This window comes from Thiomonas sp. (assembly GCF_034007205.1).
In the GTDB taxonomy this organism is placed as follows: domain Bacteria; phylum Pseudomonadota; class Gammaproteobacteria; order Burkholderiales; family Burkholderiaceae_C; genus Thiomonas.
Genome location: NZ_JAVERI010000001.1, coordinates 269,920 through 289,657 on the forward strand (window position 1 = coordinate 269,920; position 19,738 = coordinate 289,657).

At 66.5% G+C, this 19,738-nt stretch carries 17 protein-coding genes, 1 tRNA gene and 1 pseudogene; 7 read left to right on the top strand and 12 right to left on the bottom strand.

Translation table 11 applies throughout. The annotated features are described in order from the left end of the window. Window positions 1-6 precede the first annotated feature (6 nt). From cas1c to RBR52_RS15400, 6 genes and pseudogenes are all read right to left on the bottom strand, one after another. On the bottom strand, window positions 7-1,041 hold the full coding sequence (cas1c, locus tag RBR52_RS01275) for a type I-C CRISPR-associated endonuclease Cas1c (protein WP_320375363.1): 1,035 nt from the start codon (window positions 1,039-1,041) through the stop codon (window positions 7-9). Then, window positions 1,041-1,664, bottom strand: coding sequence for a CRISPR-associated protein Cas4 (gene cas4, locus RBR52_RS01280; protein ID WP_320375364.1), 624 nt, complete (start codon window positions 1,662-1,664; stop codon window positions 1,041-1,043). Before cas4 ends, cas1c begins: the two co-directional genes overlap by 1 nt. A gap of 12 nt (window positions 1,665-1,676) precedes the next feature. Further along, window positions 1,677-1,919: a type II toxin-antitoxin system HicA family toxin gene (locus RBR52_RS01285; protein ID WP_320375365.1), complete on the bottom strand. Its 243-nt coding sequence runs from the start codon at window positions 1,917-1,919 to the stop codon at window positions 1,677-1,679. Next, window positions 1,916-2,122 (bottom strand): hypothetical protein, encoded by a 207-nt coding sequence (locus RBR52_RS01290; protein ID WP_320375366.1) that lies wholly within the window; start codon window positions 2,120-2,122, stop codon window positions 1,916-1,918. Before RBR52_RS01290 ends, RBR52_RS01285 begins: the two co-directional genes overlap by 4 nt. A 26-nt stretch (window positions 2,123-2,148) precedes the next feature. Next, a complete protein-coding gene (gene cas7c, locus RBR52_RS01295) occupies window positions 2,149-3,069 on the bottom strand; it encodes a type I-C CRISPR-associated protein Cas7/Csd2 (RefSeq protein ID WP_320375367.1) in 921 nt (306 codons plus the stop codon). Between the two features lie 97 nt (window positions 3,070-3,166). Further along, window positions 3,167-3,727 (bottom strand): annotated as a pseudogene (locus tag RBR52_RS15400) (CRISPR-associated endonuclease Cas3''); the annotation flags it as partial. A 154-nt stretch (window positions 3,728-3,881) separates the two neighbouring features. On the opposite strand from RBR52_RS15400, the gene RBR52_RS01305 reads away from it, so the two are divergent. Next, on the top strand, window positions 3,882-4,427 hold the full coding sequence (locus RBR52_RS01305; protein ID WP_320375369.1) for a glycine zipper 2TM domain-containing protein: 546 nt from the start codon (window positions 3,882-3,884) through the stop codon (window positions 4,425-4,427). Window positions 4,428-4,445: 18 nt separating this feature from the next. On the opposite strand, the gene serB is transcribed toward RBR52_RS01305, so the two are convergent. After that, window positions 4,446-5,312, bottom strand: a complete 867-nt coding sequence (gene serB / locus RBR52_RS01310; protein ID WP_320375370.1) for a phosphoserine phosphatase SerB — start codon at window positions 5,310-5,312, stop codon at window positions 4,446-4,448. A gap of 43 nt (window positions 5,313-5,355) precedes the next feature. After that, window positions 5,356-8,853 carry a transcription-repair coupling factor gene (gene mfd / locus RBR52_RS01315; protein ID WP_320375371.1) on the bottom strand — a complete coding sequence of 1,166 codons (3,498 nt, stop codon included), beginning with the start codon at window positions 8,851-8,853 and terminating at the stop codon, window positions 5,356-5,358. Window positions 8,854-8,944: 91 nt separating this feature from the next. Between mfd and ispD the strand changes: the two genes are divergently transcribed. The 5 genes from ispD (at window position 8,945) to RBR52_RS01340 (ending at window position 13,776) form a co-directional block, all read left to right on the top strand. Then, window positions 8,945-9,628: a 2-C-methyl-D-erythritol 4-phosphate cytidylyltransferase gene (gene ispD, locus RBR52_RS01320; RefSeq protein ID WP_320375372.1), complete on the top strand. Its 684-nt coding sequence runs from the start codon at window positions 8,945-8,947 to the stop codon at window positions 9,626-9,628. A gap of 2 nt (window positions 9,629-9,630) precedes the next feature. Next, window positions 9,631-10,182: a 2-C-methyl-D-erythritol 2,4-cyclodiphosphate synthase gene (gene ispF, locus RBR52_RS01325; protein WP_320375373.1), complete on the top strand. Its 552-nt coding sequence runs from the start codon at window positions 9,631-9,633 to the stop codon at window positions 10,180-10,182. 77 nt (window positions 10,183-10,259) lie between these two features. Next, on the top strand, window positions 10,260-10,724 hold the full coding sequence (locus tag RBR52_RS01330; protein WP_320375374.1) for a DUF192 domain-containing protein: 465 nt from the start codon (window positions 10,260-10,262) through the stop codon (window positions 10,722-10,724). A gap of 135 nt (window positions 10,725-10,859) precedes the next feature. Then, window positions 10,860-12,551: a DUF1800 domain-containing protein gene (locus RBR52_RS01335; protein WP_320375375.1), complete on the top strand. Its 1,692-nt coding sequence runs from the start codon at window positions 10,860-10,862 to the stop codon at window positions 12,549-12,551. 10 nt (window positions 12,552-12,561) lie between these two features. Beyond that, window positions 12,562-13,776, top strand: coding sequence for a DUF1501 domain-containing protein (locus RBR52_RS01340; RefSeq protein WP_320375376.1), 1,215 nt, complete (start codon window positions 12,562-12,564; stop codon window positions 13,774-13,776). Between the two features lie 186 nt (window positions 13,777-13,962). Here RBR52_RS01340 and RBR52_RS01345 read toward each other — a convergent pair whose 3' ends face one another. From RBR52_RS01345 to RBR52_RS01360, 4 genes are all read right to left on the bottom strand, one after another. Then, complete coding sequence (locus RBR52_RS01345) at window positions 13,963-14,961, bottom strand: hypothetical protein (protein WP_320375377.1); 999 nt, start codon at window positions 14,959-14,961, stop codon at window positions 13,963-13,965. After that, window positions 14,958-16,493, bottom strand: a complete 1,536-nt coding sequence (locus tag RBR52_RS01350; protein WP_320375378.1) for an AAA family ATPase — start codon at window positions 16,491-16,493, stop codon at window positions 14,958-14,960. Before RBR52_RS01350 ends, RBR52_RS01345 begins: the two co-directional genes overlap by 4 nt. Window positions 16,494-16,540: 47 nt before the next feature. Continuing rightward, complete coding sequence (locus RBR52_RS01355) at window positions 16,541-16,765, bottom strand: hypothetical protein (RefSeq protein WP_320375379.1); 225 nt, start codon at window positions 16,763-16,765, stop codon at window positions 16,541-16,543. A gap of 374 nt (window positions 16,766-17,139) precedes the next feature. Further along, a tRNA-Leu gene (locus RBR52_RS01360) sits at window positions 17,140-17,224 on the bottom strand. 173 nt (window positions 17,225-17,397) lie between these two features. Here RBR52_RS01360 and rnr point away from each other — a divergent pair. Further along, entirely contained in the window at window positions 17,398-19,716 is a 2,319-nt protein-coding gene (rnr, locus tag RBR52_RS01365; RefSeq protein WP_320375380.1) for a ribonuclease R, read from the top strand. The last annotated feature ends 22 nt before the right edge of the window (window positions 19,717-19,738 follow it).

The following is a 19,738-nucleotide window of genomic DNA, read 5'->3' on the forward strand; positions in this document are numbered from 1 at the left end:
CGTTAGCTACCGCGCCAGATAGGGGAGGTAGGCGTCCATCTCGCTGCGAATGCTGCGGGCAAGTAGCCGGGCCTGGACGAAGGGCAGCAGGCCGATGGGCATCCTGGTCTCGAGCAGGGGGTGGGTGACTTCTTCCTGCTTGCGCTCCTGCCAGGCGGTCACGACTTTGCGACGCCCCTTGTCGGAGAGCAGAACGGCGCCGCCTTCGTGCTGATCGAAGTCTTCTGCAGCGATCTGGCCGCGGTTGATGAGGGTGAGCGCCAGCCGGTCAGCCAGAACGGCACGAAATTCTTCCTGGAGATCGAGCGCGAGCGCCGCGCGGCCTGGCCGCACGGTGTGCAGAAAACCGAGCTGTGGATCAAGACCCACTGTCTCGAGCGCTGAGCGGCAGTCATTCATGAGCAGGGCATACAGAAAGGAGAGCAGGGCATTGAAGCGATCCAGAGGCGGGCGCCGGGTTCGGCCTTCAAACCGGAAGACGCCGCGCAGGGCTGGTTTGACGATGTAGTTGAGCGCATCGAAGTAGCCGCGGGCGGCCTCGCCTTCGATGCCTCGCAGAATGTCGAAGGTGGGAGCTTGGGCCGTGGCTCGCAGTGAGGCGGCAAGGTTGTCGGCGGCGCGGGTGAGCGCGGCCGCTTCGTCGGGTTCGGCGCTTTCGCGCGCGCCGCGCTGCAGGATGCTGCGGCTGTTCTTGATCTTGCCGCCTACGCTCTGCCGCGCGACTTCGAGGCTGACTGTCGCATCTCCCGCAGCCCGGTGCTGGGCCTGCCTGAGCAGGATGTTGCCGGATACGGGGCCTTCAAGCCGGGCCTTGAAGCGCCCGGCGTCATCGAGGAGCACGAGTGATTTGCCTTCGTCGGCCAGTCGGTGCATGAGCGCGGGCGACACCAGGACGTTGCCGAAGCAAACCAGACCGCCGAGGTGGTGCAGGGGGACCTGGAGCTTCTTTTCGCGCTCGACATCGACGCGCAAGGTGGCGTTGTCGATGTGCACATAGGCCTGCGGCGTCATCAAATAGAGGGTGTTTTGCAGCGTCAGCATCAGTCCTCCGGGTTGAACAATTGGACCCGTAATGCTCGCTGCATGACGGTTGCGGTCAGGGCTTCGGGCTGGCAGATGTCTTTGAGCGAGCACTCGCGGCAGCGTGCATCGAACACCGGCGGGGGCAGTGTGCCGGCGCTCAGCATCGCGCGTATGGCGTCTGCGGTTTGCACGACGAGTTCGCGCAGTTCGGGCGTGATGGCGACATCGCGCCGCCGGTGGCTGCTGGCGTGGTAAATGGCGCCGCGCGGTACCGGACGCCCCAGCATGTCTTCCAGGCACATGGCTTGGGCGGCGAGTTGAATGTCGTCGTGCGTTTTCTGACGCCTGTGACCGTGCTTGAACTCCACCGGAAAGACGGAGTCGTCGGGATAAAACTCCACCAGATCGGCCTTGCCGATCAGCCCCAGACGATCCGACCAAAGCGGCAAGGCTCGTTCGACCCGCACCCCGGAGCGGATTTCGTAGCCGGGCGTGTCCACCAGTCTGTGCACGGCGTTGCCGCGCGCGGTGTGGATGTTGTCGTCGAAGACTTGTTCCAGATGAATGAGCGCGCATTGCCGCGGACAGTACACCCAGTGCTGCAAGGCTGAGAGCGGGACGGGGTCGTCTGCGGGGTTCACGGCGCGGCGCGGTCAGTTGAACAGCCGATCAAGCAAGGCATCGCGGCTGAGGCCATGGTGTGCCCCGACCGCATCCAGAATGGCAGCCAGCGTGCCGATACGCAACGGATCGTGGCGCGGCACGGTGACATGGTGCTCGCCTCGAAGCGTGCTGGTCAGCCGCAAGTGGCTGCCGGTCTGCCGCGTGGTCTGGTAGCCCAGGCGCTCCAGCCGCTTGACGAGATCCGCCCCGCACAGATCACGCGGCAGCCTCATACGGTGAGCATTTCCTCGCGGGTGATGTGCAGGCGAATGAGGCCGGGGCGATCTGCCGCTTCGAAGTGGCAATGCACCGCGTCGCGCACCTGCGCATGCAGCGATTCGATGTTGTCGGCTTCGGTGAAAATATCTGCCCCGACGGCACGGGCAACATAGCCCCCTTCGGGGGCTTGCTCGACGATGAAGTGAATTTCGGTCATGGCAACCCCTGTGTTTCGTTTGGTCATCAGGCCAGTCGCTGCAAGGTGGCACCGTTACCAAGGGCTTGCGCACTGCCGATTTCGATGGCTTGACTGTCAAAGCGTACGTCGTAATCGCCAAAACTGCGTGGCACATCGATGCCTTCTCGCCGCTCGATACGGAGTCGCTCGAACAAGGCATACGCGGGTGCATTGCCTAGCTCAGAGTCGTGTTTGAACACGTACAGTCCGCGTGTTGCCATTTCGCCGCGTGCGGCGGAACGGTCATGTTCGAACATCTGAGCGAGCGCCTGCCACAGCAGTTCGAGGTCCTCCTCCGAAAAGCCGGTTTGTTTGGCGAAGAAACTGGAAACAAAGCCATGCGCGACATAAAGCCCATAGGGCACGGTGTGCTTGCGGCCCATGGTTCGTTCTTTTTCGAGGTCCTTCTCATTGGTCACTGCCATGCGCGTGATGGAATGCTCCTGCGCAACGATCGGGTCCACCGAGCGGGCGAAGGTAAGCTGAATAGGGCCGCGAACCTGCCCGGCGGTTTTCTTCAGTTTGCTTTCTGAATCTTCATCGCCGGTGCTCATCACCGCACCAAATGCCCGTACATCGAAAAAGTTGTCGCACATCCAGTCCCGGGCAATGTCTTCATAGTGACGGCTGGGTTTCGGATTGTTCTTTTTGTCTTTTTGCCACGACTTCCAGGCTTCCATCGCGGCCTGGACGTCAGGGCTTTTTTCGTAGGCTCGTTCGATCTGCTGGTTCAGTACCGATTTCTCTTTGACGAAGATGTCGAATCGAGGGGTATCGCCTTTGACCAGGCCGACGAAGTTGCGCACTTTGCGCTTGAGGGAGACATCCGTCACCAGACCATGCCCGGTTTCGGCATCCAGGCGCGGCAGGTTGCCCGCGTCCGGGTCGCCGTTGGGGTTGCCGTCCTTCACATCTCGGCCAACCATTGCGGCTATCGAACCTTTCCGGGTCCATGTAGCGCTCGGTGTCGAGGAAATCGGCATCGACCAGGGCCGAAAACAGCATGCGTACCCAGAGGGCAAAGCCGTTCTTGCCACCGGGGATTGCGGTGAGATCGGGCTTGAAATCGCCTGCATCCAGAATGTCGGCGGGCGGATTTTCGGCGAGCGATTCGGCGAGTTCTGCATGGCTTTTCGGATCGTCGAGCCGGGTGTCGAGCCCGCTGAACCAGTCGGCCAGCCCTGCGTGATGGCCAGCAATGAGGTAGGCCAGCACGCGCCCTGCGGGGCCGAAACGGGCGATGGCGTGCAGCGCGCCGGCGGTCGAATGGGGGGCTTTGCCAGCTTCTCCTTTGATATGGGCATCAGGCTCAAAGTCGTATCCGCTGGCCTGCCTGATGTAGTGCTGGAAACGGGGCCGGTATTTGCCGAGATCGTGCCACTGTCCGGCAAGACGCGCCCAGTCTGCACCATAGGTCGCCGCATGTTGAGCGGACAACGAGGCGACACCGATAAGGTGAGTTTGCAAGTCATGCGGCTCTCGCCACTGTCCCTCCGAATTCCTCGCCGCGTGCGCGATGGGCCGAACTTGCTGCGTTTGCATGACTGTATTTGAATTTGATATAACAAATTTTCTTCTTGCCATCTTGATATTGTGATGATGCCGGAAGAATGAGTAGGACGACAACCGCCGTTACATCTGCGCACGCTAACCGCGCTGCGCGACCTTGGCGGCTGTCGTCACAGTCCGGGTGAGGCGCGTTGTTGGATCAGTGTCTATCGTTCCAAGGAGAAATGTCATGATTCGACACACCGGTTTGCTCGGGGGAGTGTTGTTGATGGGGGTGCTGGGCGGCTGCGCCGTGGCGCCGCCGTCGTATTCGACGGCGTATGGAGGTGCGCAGCAGCCGAGTTATCCGCAACCTGTTTATCAGCAGCCGGGTTATGCGCCTTATGCCCAGCCGGGGTATGCGCAGCAACCCGCCTATGTGCAGGCGCCTGCCTACACGGCGCAGCCGGGTTATGCCCCGGCGCCGGTGGCGCAATCGGCTGTGCCGGGCGCAGCGCTGGGGGCGGTAGCGGGTGGGCTGATCGGTTCGCGCTTCGGCGCGGGCAATGGGCGCACGGCCATGGCGGCCACGGGGGCGGCGCTGGGCGCGGTGGTGGGGGCGAATGCGGCCAATCCCTACGCCACGCAGATCACGCCGGGCACGGTGATCGGCGGGGTGGCCGGCGGTCTGGTGGGTTCACGCTTCGGCCACGGCAATGGCAAGGATGCGGCCGCTGCCGCGGGTGCGGCCCTGGGGGCGGTGATCGGTTCGCAGTATCCGGCCAGCCAGCCGTAAAGAAGCCATAAAGGGCCTTTACTCGAACCAGTTGAGCAGGCTGTCGAGAGCGCCGAAGTCGATGGCGGCGGTGGCGGCTTCGCGTACCTTGGGCTTGGCGTGAAAGGCCACGCTGAAGCCCACGGCATGCATCATGGGCAGGTCGTTGGCGCCGTCGCCGATGGCCAGCACCTCGCCGGGGTCGCAGCCCAGGTCGTTGCAGAAGTCGAGCACGGCTCTTTTCTTGGCCGCGCCGTCGATGATGTCCCCCACGAGTGTGCCGTCGAGCGCGTCGTCTTTCACGCCCAGCACATTGGCGGCGACGCGGTCGAAGCCCAGGCGCTGTTTCAGCCGGTCGGTGAAGTGGGTGAAACCGCCGGTGACGAGCTGGGTTTTCAGCCCAGCCGCCTTGGCCGCAGTCAGCAGGGCCTCGGCTCCGGGGTTCAGGCGCAGGGTGTCGGTGTAGAGCCGGTCGAGCGCGGCCAGCGGCACGCCGGCGAGCAGCGCCACGCGCTGGCGCAGGCTGGTGGCGTAGTCGGCGATTTCGCCGCGCATGGCAGCCAGGGTGATGGCGGCGATCTCGTCCTTCTTGCCCACGGCGGCGCCGATTTCATCGACGGTCTCGATATTGATCAGCGTGGAGTCCATGTCCATCGCCAGCAGCCTGAAGTCGCGCAGTTTCAGCCCGGCGGGCACGATGGCCCAGTCGATTTGGCGCTCCTGGCAGTAGGCGTCGAGGGCGCGACGCACGCCGGGGCCAGTGCTGCGGATATCGCGCAGGCGGGCGGCGTGGTCAGGGCTGTTTTCAAGCGGCTGCGCGTCCATCGCGTTGGCGATGCGGCTGAGCGAGTCGAGGTCGTCTTGGGTTAGCGGTGTGGCGTGGCGCTGAACGATGAGGTGGTGCATGGTGCTTATATGAATGAGGGAGTGGCGAGGGCGCGATCGAACTTTACGGCACGCGCTCAAGCTGCACCGTCTGGGGGCTTGGGCTGCCGAGTTGCTTGAGCGTGTCGCGGATGAGCTGGGCGCGCTGCGCGGCGTCTTTCGTCGGGCGCTCGATGCGCAGGCGGTCGTTGCCGGTGAGCTTGATGTGGCGGTTTTTCTGGATGAGGTCGATGATGCGCGCGGCATCCACCGGGGCATCCTTGCGGAAATGCAGAACGGCCACTTCCTCGGCCGCGTCGATCCGGGTGATGCCGTAGCCCTGAGCGATCAGCCGCAGCCGGTGCGTGTCCACCAGCGCCTGCGCCGGTGGCGGCAGGCGGCCGAAGCGATCGACGATTTCCTCGGCCACGCTGTCGAGTTGGGCGGGGGTGGTGGCGCTGGCCAGACGCTTGTAGAGCGAAAGCCGGGCATGCACGTCGCCGCAATAGTCGTTCGGCAGCAGCGCGGGAACATGCAGATTGATCTCGGTGGTCACGCCCAGCGGGTTGAGCAGATCGGGCTCGCGGCCTGCGCGCAGTGCCTTGACGGCTTCGCTCAGCATGTCGTTGTAGAGCTGAAAGCCGATCTCCTGCATATTGCCCGACTGCTGCTCGCCCAGCACCTCGCCGGCGCCGCGAATCTCCAGGTCGTGCATGGCGAGGTAGAAGCCCGAGCCCAGTTCCTCCATCTGCTGGATGGCTTCGAGCCGCTGGCCTGCCTGCTTGGTCAGGCTCTGCACATCGGGCACGAGCAGATAGGCGTAGGCCTGGTGATGCGAACGCCCGACGCGGCCGCGCAACTGGTGCAACTGCGCCAGGCCGAACTTGTCGGCCCGCGCCATGACGATGGTGTTGGCGCTGGGCACGTCGATGCCGGTCTCGATGATGGTGGTGCACAGCAGCAGGTTGAAGCGCTGGGCGTGGAAGTCGCGCATCACCCGCTCCAGATCGCGCTCGGGCATCTGGCCGTGGGCGATTTCGATGCGCGCTTCGGGCACCAGTTCTTCGAGCTGGCGCCTGCGGTTTTCGATGGTCTCGACTTCGTTGTGCAGGAAGTACACCTGACCGCCGCGCTTGATTTCGCGCAGGATGGCCTCGCGCATCACGGCGCCGCTTTCGCTGCGCACGAAGGTCTTGATCGCCAGGCGTTTTTGCGGCGCGGTGGCGATCACCGACAGATCGCGCAGGCCTTCGAGCGCCATGCCCAGGGTGCGCGGAATGGGCGTGGCGGTGAGGGTGAGCAGATCGACCGAGGCGCGCAGCGCCTTGAGCGCCTCCTTGTGGCGCACGCCGAAGCGGTGCTCCTCGTCGACGATGACCAGACCGAGCCGGTCGAACTTGACCGTGGGCGACAGCAGCTTGTGCGTGCCGATGACGATGTCCACCGTGCCGCGGGCCAGGCCATCGAGCGTGGCGTTGATCTCCTTGGTCGAGCGAAAGCGCGACAGCTCGGCGATGCGTACCGGCCAGTCGGCGAAGCGGTTGCGAAAGGTTTCGCAGTGCTGCTCGGCCAGCAGGGTGGTGGGCGCGAGCACGGCCACCTGCCTGCCGCCCATCACCGCGACGAACGCGGCGCGCAGCGCCACCTCGGTCTTGCCGAAGCCGACGTCGCCGCACACCAGGCGGTCCATCGGCTTGGGGGAGATCATGTCCTGGATCACCGCGTGGATGGCCGCGGTCTGGTCGGGGGTTTCCTCGAAGCCGAAACTGGCGGCGAAGGCCTCGTAGTCCTGCGCGTTGTAGCGGAAGGCATGGCCCTGATGCGCGGCGCGGCGGGCGTAGATGTTGAGCAGCTCTGCGGCGACATCACGCACCTGCTCGGCGGCTTTGCGCCTGGCCTTGTCCCACTGGCCCGAGCCCAGGGTGTGCAGCGGCGCGTCTTCTGGCGACGCGCCGCTGTAGCGACTGATGAGATGCAGTTGCGACACCGGCACATACAGCACCGCATCGTTCGCATAGACCAGATGCAGGAACTCCGCCGGACCGTCGCCCAGATCGAGTTCCGCCAGACCCTGATAGCGGCCGATGCCGTGATTGGCATGCACCACCGGGTCGCCGGGCTGCAGCTCGGCGAGATCGTGGATCAGGGCATCGACGTGGCTGGCCTGCTCCTGCTTGCGGCGCCTGCGCTGCGCCGGGTTGAGGGCGAACAGTTCGGTTTCGGTCAGCACCGCCAGGCGGTCGGCCGGCAGCGAGAAGCCGCGCGCCAGCGGCCCGACGGCCAGGGCGAAGCCGGTGGCGCCGCTGGCGAATTCCGCCCAGTTCTCGGCGGGCTGGGCGGACAGGCCGGACTCCTGCAGCAATTCGCGCAGGGTTTCGCGGCGTCCGGCGGATTCGGCCAGCAGCAGCACGCGCCGCTGTTGCGGGAGGACCTCTTCCAACCATTGCGCCAGGCGCGCCAGCGGGCGGGTGGCGCGGCGGTCGGCGCTGATGTCAGGTAACTCTGCACTGATTGGTTTGTCAGTCTGCGGCGCATCGGCCTTGGGCCGCAGCGCGAGCTGGGCGAGGGGCTTGATGCGGCTGAAGAACGCCTCCTCGCTCAGAAAAAGCTGGTCGGGGGCGAGGGCGGGGCGTTCGGGGTCGTGCCGCAGCAGGCGGTGGCGCTCCTGGGTATCGCTCCAGAACTTGTGGATGGCCGACGGTATATCGCCGTGCAGCACCACGCGGGCGTGTTCGCCCAGATACTCGGGCAGGGTGGCGGTGTGCTCGAAGAACAGCGGCAGGTAGTACTCGATGCCGGGGCCGGCCACGCCGCTTCCCATGTCTTTATAGAGCGGGCTGCGGCTGGGGTCGCCCTCGAACACCTCGCGCCAGCGGGCGCGAAAGCGCTTGCGCGCCGCCTCGTCGAGCGGAAATTCGCGGCCCGGGAGCAGTCGCACTTCCTTGACCGGGTAGAGGCTGCGCTGGGTGTCGGCGTCGAAGGCCTGGATGGAGTCGATGGTGTCGCCGAACAGATCGACGCGGTAGGGCACGGGCGAGCCCATGGGGTGCAGATCGATGAGGCCACCGCGCACCGCGTATTCGCCCGGGGCCATCACCTGGCTGACGGGGTTGTAGCCGGCGAGCACGAGCTGGGCGCGCAGTGCGGCTTCGTTGAGCGCCTCGCCCTGGCGGAAATCGAAGGTGTAGGCGGCGAGGAATTCCGCCGGGGCCAGCCGCTGGATGGCGGTGTTGGCCGGGGCGATGACCACGTCGATCTGTCGGTTGTGGATGGCCCAGAGCGTGGCCAGCCGCTCGGAAATCAGGTCCTGGTGCGGCGAGAAGCTGTCATAGGGCAGGGTTTCCCAGTCGGGCAGCAGACCGACGCGCAACTGCGGGGCGAACCACGGGATTTCGAGCAGCAGGCGCTGGGCGTCGCCTGCGCTTTCGGTGACGATGAGCCAGGGCGCCGCATCGTCGCGCGGAGAACACAGCTCGGCCAGCAGCAGGGCATCGGCGCTTCCGGTGGGTAGCGGCCAGCTCACGCGCTGGCCGGGCTTGAGCGCGGGCACTTGGGCGCGCAGGGCATGGACAATAGACGACATTGTTCAAATTTTCGCCCAAAGTGCCGGGCCGCCTCGTGTCCTGATGCAAATGCCGTCCGAATCGACCCTCCTCTCCCCTCGTTGCCATGCCTTGATCCCGAGCGCCGGCAGCGGATCGCGTCTGCCCGGCGACATGCCCAAGCAATACCGGCGTCTGCTGGGCGAGGCGGTGGTGCAGCACACGGTGCGAGCCTTTCTGCAGACTGCGCGCATCGCCTCGGTTTCGGTGGTGGTGCAGGCGGGCGATGACTGGGCGGCGCTCAGCCTGCGGCCCGATCCGCGGCTGCATCGGGTGCCGCGCGGCGGCGCCACCCGGGCGCACAGCGTGCTCGGCGGCCTGGAGGCTCTGCTCGAAGCAGGCGCGCGGCCCGACGACTGGGCGCTGGTGCACGACGCCGCGCGCTGCTGCATCACCCCTGAGTTGATCGACCGCCTGATCGACGCCTGCCTGGAGGATGAGGTCGGCGGCCTGCTGGCGCTGCCCCTGCCCGATACGCTCAAGGCGGCCGACTCCGCGGGTCGGGTGGCGCGCACCGAGCCGCGCGAGGGGCGCTGGCTGGCGCAGACGCCGCAGATGTTTCGCATCGGTGCGCTGCGCGAGGCGCTGCGGGCGGCGATTGCCGATCATGTCTCACCCACGGACGAAGCCGGCGCGATGGAGCGCCAAGGCGCGCACCCGCTGCTGGTTGCTGGCGCCTCGTGGAATTTCAAGATCACCTATCCGCAGGACCTCGAACTCGCGCAGGCCTTGCTCGCCGCGCGCTCTGGAGCATGAACATGACGCAAATCCGCATCGGCGAGGGCTATGACGTCCACGCCCTCGTTCCCGGCCGCAAACTCATCATCGGCGGCGTGACCATTCCCTACCACCTCGGACTGCTCGGCCATTCCGATGCCGACGTGCTGCTGCACGCCATCACCGACGCGCTGCTGGGCGCGGCCGGGCTGGGCGACATCGGCCAGCATTTTCCCGATACCGATGCGCGCTACCGGGGCGCCGATTCGGGGGAATTGCTGCAGCAGGCGCGGCAGAGCGTGCTGGCGCAGGGCTGGACGATAGGCAATGTGGACTGCACCGTGATGGCGCAGGCGCCCAAGCTCGCACCTTATCGCGACGCCATCCGCCGGCGCATCGCCGCGCTGCTGGAGGTGGACGTGGGACAGGTCAACGTCAAGGGCAAGACCACCGAGCGGCTGGGCTTCGTCGGCCGCGGCGAGGGCATCGCCGCCAGTGCGGTCTGCCTGTTGCAGCGCGACCTCCAGGCAAACGCTGATGCAATCTCCCTCCCCACTTGTGGGGAGGGGTGGGGTGGGGAGAAAGCGAAGTGAATCCAACGCTGGTCTCCCCCTCCTCACCTCCCCCGCCAGCGGGGGAGGAATTTTTCAGCGCTCTCCCAGGACTGACCATGACGCCGCTTCGTCCTCTTCTTTTTCTCGTTCTCGCGCTCGGCCTGTCCGGTACGGCCCCGCTGTGGGCCGCGCAGACCGAGGTGAACACCGGCCTGCCGACGGTCCGCCTGCATGTGGGCGGCCACGTCCTCACCGCCGAAGTCGCCTCTACGCCCGAGCAGCAGCAGACCGGCCTGATGAACCGCCGCAGCCTGCCCGCGAATCACGGCATGGTGTTCGTCTTCGCGCAGACCCAGCCGGTCTGCATGTGGATGAAAAACACCCTCATCCCGCTGTCGGTGGCCTTCGTCACGGCGCAGGGCCGCATCGTCAACATCGCGGACATGCAGCCGATGACCGAAGACGTGCATTGCGCGCAGGCCGAGGTGCGCTACGCGCTGGAAACGCCGCTGCACTGGTTCGCGCAGCACGACATCCAGCCGGGGGCTCGCGTGCTGGGACTGCCCGCTCCAGGTCGCTGAAGCGATACAAGCGGTGACAACTGCGTGCGACGCTGCTGTCACCGGGCGGGCCGGGTTTGCGTTGATTCCAGACGGTCTTGATGGCGGCAGGCATCCATGCCGTTGGGTCGTTTGTGGCTGAAAGGAGCTTGAACGATGGAACACCGTTTGCAGGCCGAGGCACGGCTATCGCGGCGGCATTTTCTCGGCGGTCTGGGTGTTGCGGGGCTGGGGTTGACCGGTCTGGCATCAGCGGCCTGGTCGCAGACCTTGCCGGCCCCAGGTGAGGCAGAGCCCGCTGGATTGGATGCCGCCGCGCACGCTCGTCCCGCGGCCTTTCTCGACCGCGTGGGCTGGGGCGCCAGCGCCGAGCAATTGCAGGCGCTGTCGCGCATGGGCGCTTCGGCCTATCTGGACGCGCAATTACGCGCACCGCTCGGCCCGGCGCTGCCGACGGACCTGGCGGCGCAGCTCGCCGCCTTGCCGGTCAATCAGCCGCTCGAAGCGCTGATGCCGCCCATCGTTCGTGAAGAACGCGCGATTCGCCTGGCCCGCAAAAACAATCCCCAAACCGATGCCGCCGAGACCGAGGCCCGCCTGAAGGCGCTCAATCGCTACAAATACGCGCTGACCCAGCAAGCCGCGGCGCAGCAGGTGTGGCTCGGTCTGTATGCGCAAAACGCCCTGCAGCAGCGCCTGAGCTGGTTCTGGCTGAATCATTTCAACGTGTTTCGCGGCGGCCATGTCGGCCCGATGATGGGCGATTACACCCAGCGCGTCATCGCCCCGCATGCGCTGGGCCGCTTCCGCGATCTGCTGCGCGCCACGATGTTTTCGCCGCAGATGCTGCTTTATCTGAATAATGCGCAGAACGCGCGCGGGCAGGTGAACGAGAACTATGCGCGCGAGGTCATGGAGCTGCACACCCTGGGCGTGGGCGGCGGCTACACCCAGGCGGATGTGACCCACCTGGCGCGTGCCCTCACCGGCCTGGGCGTCGATCTGCTGGACCAGCCGGTGCGGGTGCGCCCGGCTTGGCGCGCCGACCTGTGGCGGCGGGGGCTGGTGGTGTTCAACCCCGCACGGCACGACCCCGATCCCAAGACCGTGCTCGGCCACACCCTGCAAGGCCGCGGCCTGGAAGAGATCGACGAGGTCATCACCCTGCTGGCCGATCATCCCGCCACGGCGCGGCACGTCGGCACGCAACTGGCGCAGTATTTCGTCGCCGATCCTGCGCCCCCCGATCTGGTCGAGATCATGGTGCGGCGCTGGCAGGCCACGGGCGGGCAGATCGCCGAAGTGCTGCGGGCGATGTTCACCAGCGCGGCCTTCGCCGCCAGCCTGCGGCAGCCGCAGTTCAAGGACCCGATGCGCTACGTGCTGTCGGCGCTGCGCGCCACCCTGGGCGGCGCGCCGATCCGCAACCCGCAGCCGGTGCTGGGCATGCTGGCCCGCCTGGGCGAGCCGCTGTTCGGACGGCAGACGCCCGACGGCTATCCGTTGAACGCGCTCGCCTGGGACGGCTCGGGCCAGCTCACCGCGCGCTTCGAAGTCGCGCGCCAGATCGGCAGCGGCGCACCGGCGATGTTCGAGCCGCCGCCCGCCTTCCTGCGGCAGAGCGCGCCGCTTGTGGCCGGGCAAGACCCCGGCCCGATGGCGGCAGCCGCCCCCAAGCCCAAACCCAAGCCGCCCCACCGCCCGCCGCCCGATCTCGCCCGCAGCCCGGTCTACCTCGCCCAGCAAGATCAGCTCAGCGTCGCCACCCTGCGCGCGCTGGCGCAGGCAGACAACCGCGTGCAATGGAACGCGCTGTGGCTCTCATCGCCCGAATTCATGAATGCCTGAAGGAAAAACCATGCAACGCCGCCATTTTCTGCAAACCGCCACAGCCGCTGCGCTGGCTGCTCCCATGACCCGCCTGTGGGCCGCGCCCGCTGCGCAGGGGCAGCCCAAGTTCATCCTGGTGTTCCTGCGCGGCGCGTATGACGCCACCAACCTGCTCGTGCCCCATGCCAACGATTTCTACTACGCGTCGCGCCCGCATATCGCCGTGCCGCGGCCGGGCGAGGGCGCCGATGCGGCCATCGCGCTGAACGCCGACTGGGCGCTGCATCCGGCGCTGCGCGAGTCGCTGCTGCCGCTGTGGCAGGCAGGCCAACTGGCCTTCGTGCCCTTCGCCGGCACGCGCGACATGACGCGCAGCCATTTCGAGACCCAGGATCACATCGAACTCGGCCAGGGGACGCAGACGCGCGATTTCAACGACGGTTTTCTCAACCGCCTGGTGCAGCAGATCGGCGCGCGCGCCCGGCCCATGGCCTTCACCGCGCAGTTGCCGCTGTCGCTGCGCGGCACGCAGCGCGTGCCCAATCTGGCCATCGCCCAGGCTGGACATTCGGGCATCGATGATCGCCAGCGGGCGCTGATCGAGAGCATGTGGACGGGCTCGGCCCAGGGCGCCGCGGTGCGCGAGGGTTTTGCCGTGCGCCAGACCGTGAAGCAAGACATGCAGGCCTCGGGCTGGCAAGCCGAGATGGCGGCGGCCAGCCGCGGCGCGGTCGCGCCCAAGGGTTTCGTCGCCGAAGCGGTGCGCATTGGCGGGCTGATGCGCGACAGCTTCAACGTCGGCTTCATCGACGTCGGCGGCTGGGACATGCATGTGAACGAAGCCAGCGACAACGGCGCCAAAGGCCAGCTCGCCGACAAGCTCGCCGCACTCGGCCAGGGGCTGGCCGGCATGGCGCAGGCGATGGGCCCGGCGTGGCGCGAGACCACCGTGGTCGTGCTCAGCGAGTTCGGCCGCACTTTCCGCGAGAACGGCAACCGCGGCACCGATCACGGCCACGGCACGGTGTACTGGGTGCTGGGCGGTGCGGTGCGCGGCGGGCGCATCGTGGGTGAGCAGATCGTGCAGTCGCCGTCCACCTTGAACCAGAACCGCGACGACCCGGTGCTGAGCGACTGCCGCGACCTGCTCGGCGGGCTGTTCCAGCGGCTATGGGGGCTGCGGCCTTCGCAGATCGAGGCGATCTTTCCGGGCGCGAAGCCGGTCGATCTGCGGCTGGTTTGAGGACGCAAAAAACCCGCATTCAGCGGGTTTTTTGGTGGGTGCGCCCGGCAGGGCGCACTCCACTCTTGTGGGTGCAAGTTCTCCCGTGAGTTGATCACAGCGAGCGAAGCGAAGCGCAACTGCATGAGGGCGACCGAGTGTGGGGAGGAAGCGTGAAGTGGGGATTCGTGCAGAGATTCCTCAGGTTTACGCCTGACCCCAGTGCGTGGCGGCGAAAGCATCGACAAAGCGCCCGAGCGCGGCTTGCGGCAACCGGTCGATGCCAGCCGCGGCGGCGCGGCCGCTGCCGCCGAAGCGGGCGCACAGACCGTTCGCACCGAACGGCTGGTCGAGCGGTGCGCGCACGCTCACGACAAAATCGCCGGCAATGGTCTGCCTCAACACAGCGTGGGCACGCCTGGGCTGCGCGGCCGCCAGCGCGTTGGCGAAGGTGCCGATCACCCGCCGGCTCCAGGGCGCATCGGGCAGCAGCCACACGCGGCCCTGCGCGTCCTCCCGGTAGGGGCGGATCGCCTGCGCGCGCGCCAGATCGGCCTGGCGCATGGCGTCGATTTGCTCGGCGATCGCCTCGTGCTCGAGAAACGACAGCGGGCTGTCGTAGCGCGCCATGATCGCGTAGAGTTGCGCAGGCGCGATATGGACATCGCGCTCGTCGTCGCCGTAGGCGTTGTAGTTGATCGCCTCGCCGAGCCTGCGCAAGCGCTCGCGTTGCGCCGCATCCAGCCCGATCGAGGCGGCAATGGCGTCGGCAACCCCGCGCAGGTTGTCGCCGTAGGCCCCGACCAGCGCCCAGGCGCGAAAGCGCCCGCCCAGATGACGGTCGACCAGCAGGCTGGTGCAGACGTCATGCGAGAAATCGAGATGCGCCTGCAGATGCGGATGGCTTGGGACGTTGCGCACCAGGTGGTGGTCGAAGTAGCTCACCCGCGCTCCGGCAGCGAGCAGGCGCAGCAGCGCGGCGCGATTGCGCTGCATCGACAGATCGCACACCAGGACCTCGTCTCCGGGCCCCGCCTGGACGCGGTCGAGCAAGGCGATGTCGCGCTTGAGCCCGGTCACGAGTTCGGCCTGCGCGGGGGTAGCCAGACGCCACTGCACCACGGCGCACAGTCCGTCGGCGTCGCCGTTGCAGACATCGATCCGCCGCGGAATCGGCGGCGTGGCGGGAGGCTGTGGGGCGGTCATCGCAGCGCCAGCCAATGGGCCGCGATCGCGCCGATGTCGGGCGGCAGCGTGGTGTCGACGTCGATGCAGGCGGCGCGCTCGTCGGCGCCGAGGGGCTCGCCGGTTGCGAGCTGGCGGTCGAGCACGGCGAGATCGGCTTCCGAGGCATCGTCGCGGCGGGTGCTGCGCGCGCGCACGCGCTGGCGCAGCACAGCGGGTTCGGCATGGCAGTGCAGGATGGTGAACGGCACGCCCTTGCTGTCCGCCAGTCGGCGGAACGCGGCGCGCTCGCGCGCCCGCAGAAACGCGGCATCGACGATCACCGGGTAACCGGCATCGAGCACGGCCGCAGCCAATTCACGCAGGCGCGCGTAGGTGCGCCGCGTCGCTGCCGGGGTATAGATGCCTTGCGCCATCGGCGCGGACGAATCGAGCGGGTGCAAGCCGAAAAGCCGCTTGCGCTCGACGTCCGAACGCAGGCGAATCGCTCCCGCGATCTCCAGCAGCCGCTGCGTCAGATGGCTTTTGCCCGATCCCGACAGGCCGTGGGTGATGAGCAGGCGTGCATCGGTCGCCTGCGCCAGCCGCCGCGCCGCAGCGACGTAGTCCGGCCCGGCGGCGGCCAGACCCTCGGCGCGGCGCAGTCCCGAAACCAGCGCCCGCACCAGCGCGCGATAGACGGCGTAGTAGCGCAGCACGGCGACGCCGGCGTAGTCGCCGCAGCCTTCGAGCCAGCGGTCGAGGAAGCGGAACGCCAGGTCGCTGCGTCCGTGCGCCGCCAGGTCCATGATGAAGAAGGCGATGTCGCTCTGCACGTCGATCCAGCGCAAGCCGGGGTCGAACTCGATGCAGTCGAACGCCGTGACCTCCTCGCCGAGGATGACCAGGTTGTCCAGGTGCAGATCGCCATGGCCTTCGCGCACCCAGCCCTGGCGCTTGCGGGCCGCAAAGCGTGCGCGCAGACGCCGACCCTGCGCCTCGCACCAGTCGCGCAGGTCGGCCACCGCGCGGACGCCGGCCTGCGCTTCCAGCCCCGCCAGCACCTGCGATGTGGCGGCAAGAATCACCGCCGGGTCGCCGTGGGGCGTATCGCCGCCGGCCGCGGGTGCGGCGGCGTGAAATGCGGCCAACCGCGCGGCCAGCCGGTCGATCGATTGCGCGTCCAGGGTGCCGGCAGCCAGCCTTTCGCTCAACAGGGCGCCTGCAGCGAACTGCTTCATGCGCAGCGCATACTCGATGGGCTCGCCGTCGCCGCCCAGGCGTGGAGCCCTCGCACTGCCGTGGATCGGCACCACGTCCAGGTAGAGCGCAGGGGCGAGGCGGCGGTTGAGCCGCAGCTCGTCCTCGCAGGCCTGGCGCCGCAGCGCGAGTTCACTGAAGTCGAGGAAGCCGAGCCTGACGGGCTTCTTGATTTTCCAGGCGTGTTCGCCGTCGAGCAATACCCAGGAGATATGCGTCTGGACGCACCGCACCGGGCGGCCGGTGCTCGCCTGCAGCACCTGCTGCAGACCATCGATCAGCGCATCGGCGGCCTGGCTTGACGGCAAGGGCATGGCGGGTCCATTCGCCTCGCGAGCCAAGCTGCCTGAGCCCGGCCCGCTCACTTGATCGCCCCCTGCAATTGCGCCAGAGCGACGGGCAGCATGCCGTGCTCCCATTCCTGCTGGCTGTGCAGCAGCGCAATGTCCAGTGACGCGACGCCGTTACGCCGGACCTCGCAGCCGGCCGCCATCGCGCCGTCGGTATACGCCTCTTCGAGGGCATGGCAGAAATGGCGCTGGCCGTCATCGGAGCGGACCTGAATCAAGAGGATGGGCTTGCTCATGGTGGCCCCCGGCGTGGAAAACGTGATCACATTATCGACGTACCCCGATTGCTTCTCGTTTCTCACCCTTTCTGGAGCGAAATAGTCATCGCGCCGCGTACCGGCTTGCCGTGCGCGAGCGGCTGGAGCTGGCGGTCAGCGCCGGCCTTCGCGTCGATGCGGACGATCAATCCGTGAGTGGGAGTCGCTGGAGCCCAAGGTGCGCGGCGCGGTATTCGACGCCTTCAGCTTCGACGGCGTCGATGCGGCGATTGCCAAGTGGCGCCAGGATCAGCTGCGTCCTGGCCGGGCGCACAAGAAAAAGCCCTGTAAGTGCTTGGCTCACAGGGCTTTGATGAGGTGGTGTTGTGTTGGTGTTGTGTATTACCGCGGTTTGGTGCCCAGAAGAGGACTCGAACCTCCACGCCTCGCAGCGCTAGTACCTGAAACTAGTGCGTCTACCAATTCCGCCATCTGGGCAACGAAGCTGGGTATCTTAGCATAAAGTTGTTCCCTGTAAAGGCCGGGCTGAGTTTTTGAGGTTGTTCGGGGTCCGCGGTGATAATGCGAGTCAGAACAGCGTTGGGCTTCGTCTTCATGCGGCGTCAAGGCCGCGACTTTGCAGTGGCCCGCAGTCAGAAAAAGGATATTCCGTGATTGTTGAAGGTATCGTGCGCGGTCATCGCGATGGTCATGGGTTCGTTACGCCCGATGATGGCGGCCCCGATGTGTATCTCCCCCCGCAGCAGATGCGCACCGTATTGCATTTGGACAGGGTGCGTGTGCGTGTGGGCAAGCCTGATCGACGTGGGCGGACGGAGGGGCAGATCATCGCCATTCTGGAACGCAGCAAGCGCCCGATCATCGGGCGCTTGCTGCAGGAGGGCGGGACGTGGCTGCTGGCGCCAGAGGACAGGCGCTATGTGCAGGACATCCTCATCTCGCCCGATGCCATCGGCAAGGCGCATGCAGGCCAGGTGGTGAGTGTCGAGATCACCCAGCCGCCGCTGCCGAACGTGCAGCCGGTGGGGCGGGTGCTGGAGGTTCTGGGGGAACTCGACGATCCTGGAATGGAGATCGAGATCGCGGTGCGCAAGTATGGCGTACCGCATGTATTTTCGGACGGAGCCCTGGGCGAAAGCGCGGCATTGCCTGATGCGGTTCGAGAGGCCGATTCGGCGGGGCGCATCGATCTGCGCGATCTGGCTTTGGTGACCATCGACGGCGAGGACGCGCGGGATTTCGACGATGCGGTGTATTGCGAGCCTGCGAAGGTCGGCCGCGCCAAGGGGTGGCGTCTGCTGGTGGCGATAGCCGACGTCTCGCATTACGTGCGCGAGGGCATGGAGCTCGACGCGGATGCGCTGGAGCGGGCTACCTCGGTTTATTTTCCGCGGCGGGTCATCCCCATGCTGCCGGAAAAGTTGAGCAACGGACTGTGTTCGCTCAATCCCCAGGTTGACCGCCTGTGCATGGTGTGCGATGTGCTGATCACCGCGCAGGGCGAGATCAAGGCCTATCAGTTCTACCCGGCGGTGATGCGTTCGCAGGCGCGGCTGACCTATACGGAGGTCGCGGACATCCTGTCCAACACGGCGGGAAAGCTGGCGCGCGAACGCGCACCTCTGGTGCCGCATCTGCTCAATCTGCATGGCGTGTTTCACGCCTTGCTCAAGTCGCGTCAGGTTCGAGGCGCGCTCGATCTGGATATTCCCGAGACGCAGATCGTGGTGAATGCCGCGGGCAAGATCGAGGCCATCGTGCCGCGCCATCGCAACGACGCGCACCGGCTGATCGAGGAATGCATGCTGGCGGCCAATGTCTGTGCTGCCGATTTTCTGGAGCGCAACAAGCAGCTTGCGCTGTATCGCGTGCACGAAGGCCCTACGCCCGAAAAGCTCGAAGCCTTGCGTACCTTGCTGCGCAACCTGGGGCTCACGCTGGGCGGCAGCAAAGGCGTGCCGGAACCGGCCGATTATCAGGCGCTGGCGCAGTCCATCGAGGACAGACCGGACGCCTTGCAGATCCAGATGCTCCTGCTCAGATCCATGCAGCAGGCGATTTACACGCCGTACAACAGCGGGCATTTCGGCCTGGCCTACCCCGCCTATACCCACTTCACCAGTCCGATCCGGCGCTATCCCGATCTGCTCACGCACCGGGGTATCAAGGCCATTCTGCAGGGCACGCGTTACACGCCGAAGTTCAGCGAGCGCATCGAACTCAATCGCGGCGATCAAAACGCGCGCCGCGCGCCACAGCGTCAGGCCGCCAGTGTGGCGCCGGCCGCGCCGGTGAGCAAGCAACAGGCCAGGGAACTCCCTGTCTGGGAGGCGGTGGGCCTGCATTGTTCCGCCAACGAGCGCCGCGCCGACGAGGCCAGCCGCGATGTCGAGAGCTGGTTGAAGTGCTGGTATATGCGCGACAAGCTGGGGGAGGAATATGCGGGAACGATCACCGCTGTGACGAGCTTTGGCCTGTTTGTGCAGCTCGATGCGCTGTTCGTCGAAGGCCTGGTGCATGTTTCGGAGATAGGCGCCGATTACTTTCGCTACGACGAGGCTCGCGGCGAACTGCGGGGCGAGCGTACCGGCATCCGCTATGCCTTGGGTGGACGCCTGCTCGTGCAGGTCAGTCGTGTCGATCTCGACGGCCGCAAGATCGATTTCCGTCTGGTGCGCGAGGGTGCAAAGTCCACCCCGCCGAACAAACCCTTGCCCACGTCCGGGGAGATCAAGGGCGTCGACGAGGATGTGTTTGCGCTGAATCCACAGATGTCGGCGGGAGTGCGTAAACCGCGGGCGGCGGCAAATGGGGTGGCCAAAGCGGGCAGCAAGGGTCAGCGTCGCGCAGACAAGGTGGCGACCAAGGCGAGTGCTGCGACTGGGCCAAAAGGCAAGGCGACCGAGGGGAAGGCGGCCGCAGGCCGCAAGGCCGCCAATCCGGCCAGCCCGCGCAAACGGGTGCGCTGAAGTCTTGAAGTCCGCTCTTCCG

What these genes read in the sequence shown, in the direction of transcription:
- serB (WP_320375370.1), bottom strand. Translation starts at nt 5,312, where the DNA reads ATGCACCACCTCATCGTTCAGCGCCACGCCACACCGCTAACCCAAGAC.
- cas7c (WP_320375367.1), bottom strand. Translation starts at nt 3,069, where the DNA reads ATGGTTGGCCGAGATGTGAAGGACGGCAACCCCAACGGCGACCCGGAC.
- RBR52_RS01350 (WP_320375378.1), bottom strand. Translation starts at nt 16,493, where the DNA reads ATGCCCTTGCCGTCAAGCCAGGCCGCCGATGCGCTGATCGATGGTCTG.
- RBR52_RS01290 (WP_320375366.1), bottom strand. Translation starts at nt 2,122, where the DNA reads ATGACCGAAATTCACTTCATCGTCGAGCAAGCCCCCGAAGGGGGCTAT.
- ispF (WP_320375373.1), top strand. Translation starts at nt 9,631, where the DNA reads ATGACGCAAATCCGCATCGGCGAGGGCTATGACGTCCACGCCCTCGTT.
- RBR52_RS01340 (WP_320375376.1), top strand. Translation starts at nt 12,562, where the DNA reads ATGCAACGCCGCCATTTTCTGCAAACCGCCACAGCCGCTGCGCTGGCT.
- RBR52_RS01330 (WP_320375374.1), top strand. Translation starts at nt 10,260, where the DNA reads ATGACGCCGCTTCGTCCTCTTCTTTTTCTCGTTCTCGCGCTCGGCCTG.
- RBR52_RS01335 (WP_320375375.1), top strand. Translation starts at nt 10,860, where the DNA reads ATGGAACACCGTTTGCAGGCCGAGGCACGGCTATCGCGGCGGCATTTT.
- RBR52_RS01355 (WP_320375379.1), bottom strand. Translation starts at nt 16,765, where the DNA reads ATGAGCAAGCCCATCCTCTTGATTCAGGTCCGCTCCGATGACGGCCAG.
- mfd (WP_320375371.1), bottom strand. Translation starts at nt 8,853, where the DNA reads ATGTCGTCTATTGTCCATGCCCTGCGCGCCCAAGTGCCCGCGCTCAAG.
- RBR52_RS01285 (WP_320375365.1), bottom strand. Translation starts at nt 1,919, where the DNA reads ATGAGGCTGCCGCGTGATCTGTGCGGGGCGGATCTCGTCAAGCGGCTG.
- cas1c (WP_320375363.1), bottom strand. Translation starts at nt 1,041, where the DNA reads ATGCTGACGCTGCAAAACACCCTCTATTTGATGACGCCGCAGGCCTAT.
- RBR52_RS01345 (WP_320375377.1), bottom strand. Translation starts at nt 14,961, where the DNA reads ATGACCGCCCCACAGCCTCCCGCCACGCCGCCGATTCCGCGGCGGATC.
- RBR52_RS01305 (WP_320375369.1), top strand. Translation starts at nt 3,882, where the DNA reads ATGATTCGACACACCGGTTTGCTCGGGGGAGTGTTGTTGATGGGGGTG.